The 13,624-nt window shown below is 61.5% G+C and carries 8 protein-coding genes; 6 read left to right on the forward strand and 2 right to left on the reverse strand.

The window, feature by feature from the left end; genetic code table 11:
* Positions 1 to 2 precede the first annotated feature (2 nt).
* From I6L32_RS01380 to I6L32_RS01405, 6 genes are all read left to right on the forward strand, one after another.
* A complete protein-coding gene (locus tag I6L32_RS01380; protein WP_216944546.1) occupies positions 3 to 1,160 on the forward strand; it encodes an efflux RND transporter periplasmic adaptor subunit in 1,158 nt (385 codons plus the stop codon).
* A 14-nt stretch (positions 1,161 to 1,174) separates the two neighbouring features.
* A complete protein-coding gene (locus I6L32_RS01385; protein ID WP_216944547.1) occupies positions 1,175 to 4,300 on the forward strand; it encodes a multidrug efflux RND transporter permease subunit in 3,126 nt (1,041 codons plus the stop codon).
* 811 nt (positions 4,301 to 5,111) lie between these two features.
* On the forward strand, positions 5,112 to 6,461 hold the full coding sequence (locus I6L32_RS01390; protein WP_216944548.1) for a putative glycoside hydrolase: 1,350 nt from the start codon (positions 5,112 to 5,114) through the stop codon (positions 6,459 to 6,461).
* Positions 6,462 to 6,522: 61 nt separating this feature from the next.
* Positions 6,523 to 7,812 carry a carbohydrate porin gene (locus I6L32_RS01395; RefSeq protein WP_039041336.1) on the forward strand — a complete coding sequence of 430 codons (1,290 nt, stop codon included), beginning with the start codon at positions 6,523 to 6,525 and terminating at the stop codon, positions 7,810 to 7,812.
* A gap of 74 nt (positions 7,813 to 7,886) precedes the next feature.
* Positions 7,887 to 8,756 carry a MalM family protein gene (locus I6L32_RS01400; RefSeq protein ID WP_216944549.1) on the forward strand — a complete coding sequence of 290 codons (870 nt, stop codon included), beginning with the start codon at positions 7,887 to 7,889 and terminating at the stop codon, positions 8,754 to 8,756.
* Positions 8,757 to 8,895: 139 nt separating this feature from the next.
* Positions 8,896 to 9,918, forward strand: a complete 1,023-nt coding sequence (locus tag I6L32_RS01405; protein ID WP_039041338.1) for a LacI family DNA-binding transcriptional regulator — start codon at positions 8,896 to 8,898, stop codon at positions 9,916 to 9,918.
* Positions 9,919 to 10,245: 327 nt separating this feature from the next.
* Here I6L32_RS01405 and I6L32_RS01410 read toward each other — a convergent pair whose 3' ends face one another.
* Both I6L32_RS01410 and I6L32_RS01415 read right to left on the reverse strand, forming a co-directional pair.
* Positions 10,246 to 11,577 (reverse strand): ABC transporter substrate-binding protein, encoded by a 1,332-nt coding sequence (locus I6L32_RS01410; RefSeq protein ID WP_216944550.1) that lies wholly within the window; start codon positions 11,575 to 11,577, stop codon positions 10,246 to 10,248.
* 10 nt (positions 11,578 to 11,587) lie between these two features.
* Complete coding sequence (locus I6L32_RS01415) at positions 11,588 to 13,561, reverse strand: methyl-accepting chemotaxis protein (protein WP_201901486.1); 1,974 nt, start codon at positions 13,559 to 13,561, stop codon at positions 11,588 to 11,590.
* Positions 13,562 to 13,624 lie beyond the last annotated feature (63 nt).

Below are 13,624 nucleotides of genomic sequence, written 5' to 3' on the forward strand. Positions count from 1 at the left end.
GTATGATGTTTGTCAAACAGCGGTATGCGGGCGCCCTGCTCGCCGTCATTGCCGTATTCGGGTTGGCGGGTTGCGATGGGGCGTCGCAAGCGCAAGATGCGCCGGTCCTTCCTCAGGTGTCGGTGATGACGCTGGCAGGTCAGGACCTGGTCATCAGCGAGGATCTGCCCGCCCGGGTGGCGGCGGTGCGCAGCGCCGAGATTCGCGCCCAGATCAGCGGCATCGTGCAGCGCCGCCTGTTCGAGCAGGGCGCCGAAATCGGCGCAGGCACAGTGCTGTTCCAGATAAATCCGGCCCCCTTCAAGGCGGATGTCGACAGCGCCGCCGCGGCATTGCAGCGCGCGGAGGCCGTTCTGGCTCGCGCCCGTATCCAGATTGACCGTCTGGTGCCGCTGCTGCGCACCGAGGCCATCAGCCGCCAGACCTATGACGATGCGGTCTCCCAGCGTGATCAGGCGGCCGCCGACGTGGCTCAGGCCAGGGCGACCCTGGCCCGGCACCAGCTGAACCTGCAATTTGCCAGCGTGGAGGCCCCCATCGCCGGGCGCATCGATCAGGCGCTGGTGAGTGAAGGGGCCCTGGTGTCCCCCACCGACGCCACCCCCATGGCCAGGATCCAGCAGATCGATCAGGTCTACGTCGATGTGCGTCAACCGGCCTCTGTGCTCGACACCCTGCGCCAGCAGGCTGGCTCGACGGCACCGGAACTGGCGGTGGACATCCTCGGCAGCGACGGCAAGCCGCTCGGCATGCAGGGGCACATCCTCTTCTCCGGCATCGAGGTGGATGCCGGTACCGGTGACGTACTGCTGCGGGTACTGGTGGACAACCCGAAGCGGCGGCTCTTGCCCGGCCTCTACGTGCAGGCGCGCATTCCCCGGGCTCACTATGCCAACGCCCTGAGTGTGCCTCAACAGGCGGTGGTGCGCACATCGGGCCAGACCAGCGTGTGGGTGGTGGATGGCCAGGGGCAGGCACAACTGGTTCCGGTCAACACCGCTGAATTGGTGAATAGCCAGTACCGCATCACGTCCGGGCTCAACGCCGGACAGCGGGTAGTGATCGAGGGGATCGACCGCCTGACCCCGGGGACGCAAGTCATTGCCCATCCCTGGCAATCCCCCGCCGTCAGCCAGCAGGCTGACGCCGGTAACCGTTGAATCGGAGACATTTCATGCCGCAGTTTTTCATTCATCGCCCGGTGTTTGCCTGGGTGCTCGCCCTCTTCATCGTGCTGGCGGGGGTCATCGCCATCCCCAAGCTGCCCATCTCCCGCTATCCCTCGGTGGCGCCGGTGTCGGTGACCCTCTATGCCACCTATCCGGGCGCCACGCCGCAGACCCTGAACGATGCGGTGGTGAGCCTTATCGAGCGCGAGCTGTCTGGGGTGAAGAACCTGCTCTACTTCGAGTCGTCGGTAGATGCCTCCGGCAGCGCGCAGATCACCGCCACCTTCAAGCCGGGCACCGATCCGGAGCTGGCCCAGATGGACGTGCAAAACCGCATCAAGGCGGTCGAGCCTCGCTTGCCACAGGCGGTGCGGCAAACCGGCCTGCAGGTGGAGTCCGCCTCGTCCGGCTTTCTGATGATGGTCGGCATGACTTCACCGGATGGCCGCTTCGATGAGGTCGCGCTGAACGACTACATGGCCCGCAATATCGTGCAGGAGCTGCGCCGCATCGACGGCGTGGGGCGAGTGCAGCTGTTCGGCGCCGAGCAGGCCATGCGCATCTGGGTGGATCCGGGCAAGCTCGCCGCCTACGGGTTGACCATCAGCGAGGTGGCGCAGGCCATCGAGCAGCAGAACGTGCAGATTGCACCGGGGCGCCTCGGCGACGAACCCGCCCTGCCTGGCCAGCGACTGACGGTTCCCCTCACGGTACAGGGGCAGCTGACCACTCCCGAGGCGTTCGCCGCCATCGTGCTGCGGGCCGGTAGTGATGGCGCCAAGCTGGTGCTGGGTGACGTGGCCCGGGTCGAGCTGGGGGCGCAATCCTACGCCTTTTCCAACCGCGAGAACGGGGTGGCTGCCACCAGCGCCGCCATCCAGCTCTCCCCCGGCGCCAACGCCGTGCGCACCGCCGATGCGGTACGCACTCGCCTTGCCCAGCTCTCGCCAACCCTGCCGGCGGGCATGGCTTACTCCATCCCGTTCGACTCGGCCCCCTTCGTCAAGGTCTCCATCGACAAGGTGATCCACACCCTGCTGGAAGCCATGGTGCTGGTGTTTCTGGTGATGTTCCTCTTCCTGCAGAACCTGCGCTACACCCTGATCCCGGCCATCGTCGCCCCCATCGCCCTGCTTGGCACCTTCGCGGTGATGCTGCTGGCCGGTTTTTCGATCAACTCCCTGACCATGTTCGGCATGGTGCTGGCCATCGGCATCATCGTCGACGACGCCATCGTGGTGGTGGAGAACGTCGAGCGCCTGATGGCCACCCAGGGGCTATCGCCCCGAGAGGCGACATCGCGGGCCATGAAGGAGATCACCGGGGCGGTGATCGGCATCACTCTGGTGCTCACGGCGGTGTTCATCCCCATGGCGTTCGGCAGCGGCTCCGTGGGGGTCATCTACCAGCAGTTCACCCTGTCGATGGCGGTGTCGATCCTGATTTCCGCCTTCCTCGCCCTGACCCTGACGCCGGCGCTCTGCGCCACCCTGCTGCGTCCGGTCAGCCCGGATCACCATGAGAAGCGCAGCTTCTTCGGCGCCTTCAACCGGGGCGTCGAGCGGCTCACCGCAGGCTACGGCGTTCGGGTCACCCGGCTGGTCGGGCGCAGCGGACGCATAATGGTCACCTTCGCCGCCCTCTGCGCCGTGCTGGCCATTGCGGCCACCCAGCTGCCCTCCTCCTTTCTGCCGGACGAGGATCAGGGCTACTTCATGACCTCCATCCAGTTGCCGACCGGCGCCACCAGCGAGCGTACTCTTGAGGTGGTCAAGGCCTTCGAGGCTCATGTGGCCTCTCGCGAGGCGCTGGACACCAACCTGGTGGTGCAAGGCTTCAGCTTCTCCGGCGCCGGCCCCAATGCGGCCATGGCCTTCACCATGCTCAAAGAGTGGGACCAGCGCCATGGTGCCACGGCTGCCGAAGAGGCAGAGCTGGCACAGGCCGCCATGGCCAACAGCAAGGAAGGTACTGTGATGAGCCTGTTGCCGCCCGCCATCGACGAACTGGGCACCTCTTCGGGTTTCACGCTCTTCCTGCAAGACAGGGCCAACCAGGGGGAGGCCGCGCTGCAGGCCGCCCAGGCGCAACTGCTGGCGCTGGCCGCCAACAGCAAGGTGGTGAGCGATGTCTATCCCGACAGCCTTCCCCCCGGCGAGAGCATTCACCTCGAGATCAACCGGCAGAAGGCCGAGGCCATGGGACTCTCGTTCACCAGCGTGAGCAGCACCCTGTCGGCGGCGATGGGATCGCTCTATATCAACGACTTTCCCAACGGCGGGCACATGCAGCAGGTCATCCTGCAGGCCGACGCGTCGGCGCGCATGCAGCTCGATGACGTACTCGGCCTGCGGGTGCGCAATGCCAGCGGCGGCATGGTGCCCCTGCGGGAGGTGGTGACGCCGACCTGGCGCCAGTCGCCGCAACAGATGATGCGCTTCGAGGGCTTCCCCGCCGTGCGTCTCTCCGGGAGTGCCGCCCCCGGGGTTTCCAGTGGCGCCGCGATGGCGGAAATGGATCGCCTGGTGGCGCAATTGCCGCCAGGCTTCGCCCTGGCCTGGACGGGACAGTCGCTGCAGGAGCGCCAGTCGGCGGCCGAGGCCCCCCTGCTGATGCTGCTGTCGGCGCTGGTGGTCTTCCTGGTGCTGGCCGCGCTCTACGAGAGCTGGTCCATTCCGCTCTCCGTGATGCTGGTGGTCCCCCTGGGCCTGCTCGGCGCCGTGGCGGCGGTGATGCTGCGCGGCATGCCCAACGACGTCTTCTTCAAGGTGGGCATGATCACCATCATCGGGCTGTCGGCCAAGAACGCCATCCTCATCGTGGAGTTTGCCCGCCAGTTGCACGGCGAAGGACGCTCGCTGCTTGACGCTGCGGTGACCGCCGCACGCCTGCGTCTGCGCCCCATCCTGATGACGTCGCTCGCCTTCACCCTCGGCGTGGTGCCGCTGATGCTTGCCAGCGGTGCCAGCGCCGAGACCCAGCATGCCATCGGCACCGGCGTGTTCGGCGGCATGATCAGCGGCACCCTGCTGGCCATCTTCTTCGTGCCGGTCTTTTTTGTCTTCGTCATCGGTACCCAGGCGCGCATTCAGGCCTGGCGGACACAGCGAGCACAGCACCGATCATGCTGACCGCTGTGCGGGTTTGCTGGCCCTGGGGAGGCGATGATCATGCAATGCATGCCTGGTACCATTTTGCGTTCCTTCGAAGAGGATGAGCACGCCATGGTGCCGGGCCTGTGGTTCATGGCCGATGCTGCGGGGGTGGCCTTATCGCGGGTTGCCTCTCCAGGACTTGTGACCAGCCCTCCGTCGCCAGCGCATCCTTGGTCTTCTCCAAGATTGCGATCTGCTATCTGGCACAGGGGGCTTGCACCATCCCGGGTCGGTGCCAACCCTGCCGGAACCCGGCCTCAGCATCGCTCTGACGGCCGACTCCCTTGGCCTCATCGACCGCATGCTGTCTGCCATCACCAGTCAAGGCTGGACACTCCTGGTGCCTGAACCGCTGGAGAGGCCCCCGCAAGGTTGATGACAGCCTGAGTCTCATTCAATACACCATGAAATCGAAGTCAATTTAAGTGTTGCTCAGAAATCGACACATCGCAATCACCTCAGATACATTGCAGATCTACTCCGATACTTTCCCTCTGATCGTCAGCCTCAAGAGAAAAATGAAATAAACCATTAAAAACAACATCATGAACTCTTTTTATTTAAAGATAACTCTTTCTTGCACATCCCATCAGCTGGTCATCAGGACACGTTTTCTGTGATTTGAAACACAAACTTTGATCATCACAGGGGATAAGCATTGCATTGGAAATCGATTTCAAGAAAATGAAGCCAGCATGATTTGTCTTGGCATCGATTGCATAGCGTCTGTTTGAGTCTTGACGGTTCATCGCGGTGGATATTTTTCCCATTGATTGGAGTGGTCAGTATGAATGCATCAAAAAAAGGACTTTTGGCGTCGTTGATCGCCGCTGCCCTGCTTGGCGGGTGTGGTGGGGCCGATAATATCGACTCGAATAGTGGCAACAACGGTGGTAATAACGGTGGCGACAACGGTGGCACCACGCCCCCTGGCGACAGCACCCTGATCCTGTTCGGGGTCGGTGCCAATGGGGGTACAACCCCCAGCATCCAGTCAGAGAAGGACAACTGGAGCTTGCAACCGGTCACCGCTTCTCCCGTCGCCATGACCAGCATCAGCGCCGTGCTCATCAACAATGCCGGTACCGATGACACCGCCGATGTGCAGGTAGCCGGTGACGGAGATGGCACCTTCATGCTCAAATCCGCCACCCCTCTGAACCTGAGCAAATACGCCTCCGGTTTCATCGAGTTCCAGCTGCGGACCAAGAGCAAGGTGCCGGAAGTGCTCAATGCCTCCATCGACAACGAGTATCCCAACCGCAGCAGCCTGCCCATTGCCAGCGCCCTGACCGGTTCGGGCGACTGGGAAACGCTCACGCTGCCCATCAACTGCATGAAGCCCTTCCCCGGTGCCACGGCCATCAACCTCGCCACTGTGGGCACACCGTTCCACCTGGCCACCAAAGAAGCCTTCAACTACGAAATCACCAACATCAAGTACCTGCTCACCACCTCGGCCAAGCCCGTTGTCGACCCGGTCACCTGTGAAGCGCCTGGCGGCGCTACCGACCCGGGCACAGACCCAGGCACCGACCCGGGAACCGATCCTGGCACCGATCCAGGTACCAATCCGGACACAGGCTCCGGTGTCAACAATGCCCCCGCGCTGGTGGCCACCGATGCCGCACTCTACTACTCCGGTGACAAGAGCCAGGCCCAGGACCGCAGCGCCGATTACCCGGCAGCCAGCTTCGGCGGCACCCTGACCGATGAAAACCAGGTCATCACCATGGACCTGCCAGGCAATGGCGCCGCCTTCCTCGGGACCGACAGCGCCAATGGGGATCTCTCCGCCTATCAGGACGGCGCCATGCTGCTCGACCTGAAAGTCTCCAGCTACGGTGACTCCCCCAACATCCAGATCCGCATGGACGGTACCGCAGGCCCGGACTTTGGCACCTTCTTCACCATGGACAGCAACATCGTGCCCGATGACGACACCTGGTACCGCTGCATCCTGCCGGTCGCCTCTCTCATTCCAGCGGCCAACACAGGCTCGGTGCAAAAGGCGCTCTACCTGAGCGGGGCCTGGGACTCCATGGCCGGTCTGCGCTTCGCCTTCACCAACGTGGCCCTGAAAACAGCCATCCCGGCAGACTTTGACAGCAATCAGCCCTGCCAGCAGATCAAGTGACAAGGCATTGAATCTTCGAGAAATCGATTGAAAATAATTTTCTACGGATTGGAGCAATAAGATGAAATTGAAGTCACTCGCCTTGTTTGTCGGGGCATGTTGCGGGCTGGCAGTGCCCGCAGTATCGAATGCCGCCGAGAGTTTTGGCTTCCACGGTTATATTCGTGCCGGCTCGATGTTTGACGCCAAGGACAACTTCGCCAAGGCGGGGTACGAATATGAGATGGACAAGACCATGGGGCGCCTGGGCTCCGAGCTGGACAACAGCTGGGAAGCGGGCCTGAACAAGTTGTGGGATCTGGGCAGCAACAAGTCGGTCAACATCCACTTCAAGGTGGAGTCCGATGCCGACGGCCTGCAAACCCGAGCCGCGCCTCGCGAAAGCGGTGTGTCAGAAACCTATGTGGAGCTGGGTGGCATCACCCCGACCGGAACCATGTGGGGCGGCCTGCGCTATTACGACCGCGAGAACTACATCTGGACCACCGACTATTTCTACACGGACTACTCGGGAACCGGCGTCGGCATCAAAGCCATGGAGATGGCGGGTGGCAAGTGGGACTTTGCCTATATCAACAGCAACGACACCAGCCACTCCGACCGCGCCAATGGCACTGAAGCCACCATGCACACCCTCCACACCAGCGCCCTCTACGGTGCCTGGGACATGGAGATTGCACTCAAGCAGATGCCCAGCAACGAGTTCACCGGCGATAACAAGCAATATGCGACCAAGGGGGCAGAAGGAACCGTCATCTATTCCCGCGACGACTTCTTCTTCATGCCGGGGGGCTTCTCCAAGTTCATCGCCCAGGCAGGACGTGGGCTGGGTTCAGGGGACTTGCTGGGTGCCAACCTGACCAATACCGCGATGTATCGCAAGGGCTCCCTGTATCAGAAGACACTGCAGGACAAGGCGGATGGCTATAAACCCTACCAGTCCAAGGTGATGGAAGGCGATCAATCCTACCGCCTCTTCCTCTGGGGCGGCTGGTATGGCGCCAATATTCATCTGCTGCCGACCCTCTCCTACCAGTACAACGACTACGAGCTGGGTGGCCATGACTCCTGGTATGCCGCATCTCTGCGCCCGGTATTCCCGATCAATGAGTTCTTCTCCATCCAGACAGAAGTCGGATATGTGAAAAACAACCTGATCATCGACAACGTCGAACGGGGTGGCACCTCTCACAAGGTCAGCATAGTGCCGACCTTCACCGTCAATACCGGCATGGGGCCCTCACCGGAGATCCGCATTCTGACGACCTATGTCGATCACAACAACGAGACCCCCTGGCAGGAAGACCGGGAAGATTTCCTGGTCGGTGTACAGGCGGACATGTGGTGGTAGGTTAGGTCGCGATACTTATCTGCACTATAATCTCGGGTCCCTTGGGGGGCCCGCATTGCATACGAGGAAACACGATGAAGGGAACGAAGCAGTGTCTGCCTTTCCTGGTCAGTCTGCTGATGGCCGGATGCGCCGGCATGGGCCCGGAGCATTCGCCAGGTTCGGCAGTCTCCGCCCTGCAGCAACAGGTTGAGCAAGGTCGGGAACAATTGTCGAACAAGGTGGCGGTCGAGTCATTCAAGGAACTTCGCTTCCAGTCCCTCGGGCAGGAGAGCCGCTGGGTCGATGTGAGCACCGACAGCCAGGTCTATGCATTTGATTCAGGCAAAAGCTATGTAATGGCCTTCTCGCTGCCCGAAGTCAGCCAGGCAACTCGCGTCAAAATAACCATTCCGGTCGACTATACCGTCTTCCTGCCCAGCATCCTGTTGCTGGACGAGCAATACAACGCCGTTCAAACCATTCCCGGTTCCACATTCAGTTATGACGGTCGTTCGTTAATTTCAGGGCAGAACATTCAGGGGGAATTCACCATTCCGGCCCCCATTGGCAGCGCTCGGGCCGCCTATATGGTGATCTATTCCACGGCGAAGGACATGCAGGGCAGTACCCGGCTCAACCCGGACGATCTCCAGCGCGCCATGCAATATGATCGCACCACGGATGTCGCCCGCCTCATCAATGTGGAAGTGCCTCACTCTGCTACCGGACGCCTATATTTGACGCTGGACGCAGAGCCCGCTGAAAATGCGACGCAGATCGCAAAAACCATATCGCCCGTGATGGTCTCACCCGATAAATCGTTGGGTGAACTGGATTATTATCAGCATATTCGCACTGCCGTTCAGAGCAAAAACTATGAGCAGGCGCTCGCCTGGGTCAAAGCCGCCGAGCAAGCCGGTTTTACCAAGGCAAAAGAGGTCTTTTTTGCCGCCCAGCAGTAGCATTCCCTCCCCTGGCAAGGCGCATCATCGCTTGTCACCACCAGGGGAAACGGGTATCCTAACTTGCTGATTTATTAAGAAGATATTCATATAACACTGGCCATGACCAGGGGTTTTCACAGTCGAGTACGGAGGGGGGATGTCGAAGTCAGCTCAGGAGAAAAAAGCCACTGTCTATGATATCGCCCGCCGAGCCGGTGTCTCGGCAAGCACTGTATCCCGGATATTGAACGGCTCGGCCAAAGTGGCCGCAGATAAACGTCAGGCGGTGGAAGATGCCATTCAGGAATTGAATTTTCGTCCCAACCTGATGGCGCAATATTTGAAAACGGGTCAGTCCATGACCCTGGGTGTTTTGACCCAACATGTGGAGAGTCCATTTTCCAACGAAATGTTGCGGGGTGTTGAACACACTCTTCAGGGCATGGAGTATGTGCCGCTGATTGTCAGCGGTCACTGGAATGCGGAAGAAGAAGTTGAGCGGTTGCGCCTGCTGGTGGCCCGGCGGGTTGATGGCCTTATTATTTTGACCGGCCACGTCAATCAGCAAACACTGCTCGAGTTTTCCCAGCAAATACCGATTGTGGCCACAGGTCACAATATCATGACCGAGCGGGTACACTCCTTCAGCATCAATAACCGGCTGGGTGGCTACATGGCGACTCGCTATTTATTGGATCTGGGTCATCGTGACATCGCCCATATCGTCGGTTTGCCGGATCATAACGATGCCATCGAGCGTCATCATGGCTATCGCCAGGCTCTGGTGAGCGCAGGTATCGAATATGACCCCTCCCTGGTCATCCAGGGGGATTTCGCCGAAGTCGGCGGGCTCAATGCCGTCAAGAAGCTGGTGGAGAGCGGCCGGAAATTCTCCGCCATCTTCTGCGCCAACGATCAGACCTGTTACGGGGCCATTCTGGGGCTCAAGCAGTGCGGCTTGCGGGTGCCTGAGGATGTCTCGCTCATCGGTTTTGACGACCTGCCCTTCTCCACCTTTTCCAACCCGCCATTGACCACGGTACGCCAGCCCATCTACGAGATGGGTGTCAAGATGGTCAAGACTCTGTTGGGTTTGATTGAGAACACGGAGCTGAACTCGGACGAACTGCCCGAGTTGAGCATTGTGGTGCGTGATACCACACTGCCGTACAAGGGGTGAACACAGACCGGGGCAGTTCCCTGCGCAGCATCAGATCCCTGCACAGCATCAGCGCAAAGCGGCCTTCGGGCCGCTTTTCTTTTGTCAGCCACCTGTCCAGCGAATGACTTGCCCCTGCCACGTCTTCCACCTTGACTCTCTGACATAGCACAGACACCACGCACAACCTGGCGTCCCTCTTCTGCCGGCCCCTCAATCCGGCCTGGCCCCATGACACCAGCCAAAGCCTGGCAATCACAACCCGATGAACCCGGTCGACCTGAATGAAACAAGGCGCCTGAAGGCGCCTTGGGGAGTGTGCAGATCCCTGCGGGAGCAGGGCCACCGTCAAGGCGCTGCGAAGGGGGATTCCGTCCCGGTGGCCGCGCTGGTTGCCAGCGTGGGGAGAGGCTCGTCCGCTTCACACTGACGGGCTCTTCTCGTGGCCGCCTTCTGGGGGGGATACCAGCTTGCCAACCCCTGCTGGATGCGCGCGGCGGCCGCTTCCGGCGTCATGGTGCCAAGCACCACGGATTGCGATACCTCCGCAAGCTCTGTGGTAAGCGATGGCTCACCCCGGGTGAGGAACTGCGCCCCCAGACGCAAGGTGGAATCGCAGGTATCCCGCCAGCCCATCATGGTGCTCGCCACCGGATCCTTGAGCTCGAAGAAGTGATTGGAGAGGGAGAAAAAGCCGGGCACCGAATTGGAGAAACGCTCGGCAAAGTCGGCGCTTGCCATCCACTCCACCAGTTTCAGGGCGGCCTCCTTGTTCGGGCTGGCGGCATTGATGCCGATCCCCATGTCGGTGTGATCGGTGAAATAGCAGGTGTCCCCCTCCCGCGCGACGGGGGGCGGGAAGGCACCAAAATTGACCTTGCCGGTGAACTGGGCCAGCGACCAGGAGCCCGCCACTATCATGGCGGCCTTGCCCGCGGCAAAGGCATCCACCGCCTGTGCTTCGGTGGCATCGGCCGGATGATCCCCTATGTAGGGCCGCCAGCTTGCCAGCTCACGAAACGCCGCCACATAAGGGGCATCGGTCACTCGCGCCTGACCGTTGATCAGCGCCAGGCGGCCATCTTCCCCATGCCAGTAATTGGGACCGATATTCTGATAACCAAGCTCGGAGACCACCCAGCTGTCGTGAGCCGCCAGTGCCAGCGGCAGATAGCGGCCATCCTGCTTCACCTTCTCCAGCACGGCGAAGAAGTCGGCACGGGTTCGCGGCGGTGTCAGCCCAAGGGCGTTGAAGATATCGACATTGAAGTAGAAACCCTGGATCACGGAGGCAATGGGCAGGCAGAAGGTCTGGGCCCCGGAGTCGGTCTGCCAGGCGGCCTTGGCAAAGCTCGGGAAGTTCTCCATCCCGGGCAGGTCCGTCAGATCCAGCAGATGCCCCTGCTGGAACAGCCGCAGGGACTGATCATAAGGACGGCAAGTGATGAGATCCCCCGCCTTCCCCGCCGCCAGCCGCTCGGCAAGCTCCCGATCGTAATCCGCCGAGCGCTGCGAATACAGCTTAAGGGTGATCTCGGGATGGATCGCCTGAAAACGGGGCAGAAACTGCTCCTTCCAGAGCGCCTCGTCATCCACGCGCCAGGTTTCCAGCACCAGCTCCTGGGATACCGCCGCCGTACTCAGCCCCCAAACCAGCAGGGCACTCACAGATTTCCACATCGCCTCTCTCCTACACCTTGAAACGGGCCACCAGACTCTGCTGCTGGCTGGCCAGCCCCGACAACACCTCACCACTGCTCGCCGATACCCGGGACGCCTGCTCGGTCTCGTGAGCCACGTCTGCGATGGCCGCCACGTGCTGGGCCACTCCCTGACTCACCGAAATCTGCTCCGCTGCGGCATAAGCCATGTGATCCGCAATCTCCTTGATGGCCTCCATGCGCGAGGCGATCCCCCCCAGGGCACTCTCGACATCCCGGGTCTGCTGCACACTCTGCTGAGTCTGCTCATGGCTCTGGGCCATCACGCTCGCCACATCGCGGGCGCATCCCTGCAGGTTGTCGATCATCACCTGGATCTCCTGGGTCGCCCCTTGTGAACGGGTAGCCAGCGCCCGCACCTCCTCGGCCACCACGGCAAAGCCCCGCCCGGCCTCCCCGGCACGGGCCGCTTCGATGGCCGCATTGAGGGCCAGCAGGTTGGTCTGTTCAGCCATGCCACGGATCACCTCGAGAATGTTGCCAATGTTGCTGCTGTAGCCTTCGAGCTTGCGGGTGATCGCCATGGCCCCGGCGATGTCGGTCGCCAGTTGCTCGATGCCATCCCGATTGGCCTGCATCAGATGACGTCCGCGCCGGCTCTCGTCATTGGCCTCCCCCACCTCCCGACGAACATGATCGCTCGAGCGCGCCACTTCGGTCGCACTGGTCTCCAGCTCGAAGATGGCGGCCGCTACCTGATCGGTCTGGGCCTTCTGCGCCTGCACCTGCGACATCACCTGCTCGCCGATCTCCGCGGTCTTGCGCGTCTCGCTCACCAGGTACTCAGAGCCGGTCTGGACCTCCATCAGAAGCGTCTTGGTGTGGTGGGCCAGCTGGTCGATGGAGTTCGCGACCTCACCAAGCTCGTTCCTGGCGGGGTAGCGAACCCGCAGCGTCATGTCACCTTGTGCCATCAGACCGAGAACCCGATTGATCCGCACCAGCGGCACCTGGATGCTGCGGGCCGTACTCCAGGCAACAATGAGGGCGATGAGCACGGAACACAGGGCCACCATCACGATCCAGGTGCGGGCGCTGTCAACCGCGACGTCGGCACTCAGCCTGTCCTCCTGCATGCTCTGGTTGCTGATGGCGATAAGCCTGTCCAGGACCTCCCCCAGTTGCTGGCTCTGCGCCTCCTGCTGTTCACGCAAGCCATGGAGTTGCTGGCTGATTTGCTGACGGCGCACCAGGGTGGCAATCAGCCCCTTGTCGCCAAATACCAGCTGGGGAATGCGCGCCACATGGCGGGTGAATCTGGCCTTGACGTCATCGGGGACAACAATCCGCTCCAGACGCTGGTTCGCAATGTCGATGTCTTTGGCCAGCACCCCCTGTAGCGCCACCAGATCCGTGTTGCCGTCGGCACGCAGGATCAGCTTGAGATCCCGTGCAATACCGCTGGTGATGAGCTCCGCCTTGTTCTGCAAAGAGCGCCGCCCCGCCGTGTAACGCACCAGCAGGTCTGCCGCCGAACGGTAGTTGTCGTCCAGGTGCAGCAGCTCGCTCCGCATCCGTGCGAGCACCCGTTCCAGCTCGACCGACTCTTCGTGCAGGCTCATCAACTGCTCAGAGATGGTAAACAGCCGGGGGGCCTGGTCGGTGACCCGGGCGAGTTGCCGCTCACTCTCGGTATCGAGTGTCAGGGCCGCGAATGCCTTGATGTGCTGCTCATAGCGGACCTTGTCATGGGCAACACGCTGACGGGACTCGGGGAACGCCGACGTCTCCCAGATGGCGAGATGCGCCAGGCTGTCCCTGTCAGCCATCAGCAACGCGGCGCGCAGCCGGCTGGCGGTCAGGGCTTGAGGCGTCGCCTCTTCGGTCACCTGCTGGAAACGACCGTGAATGGAGGTCGTCTTCAGGTAACTGATGGCCCCGAGCAATAGCAACAGGACCAGCAGCAGCGTAAAGCCCAATCTGATCCGCTGTACGATCGACATCCTTCTCTCCCACCTCTCCCTCCGCATCGGGGCGGAGCCGGTTATCAAGGCACCAGGAGCCCG

It is taken from the genome of Aeromonas sp. FDAARGOS 1402 (assembly GCF_019046925.1).
GTDB lineage: Bacteria > Pseudomonadota > Gammaproteobacteria > Enterobacterales > Aeromonadaceae > Aeromonas > Aeromonas caviae.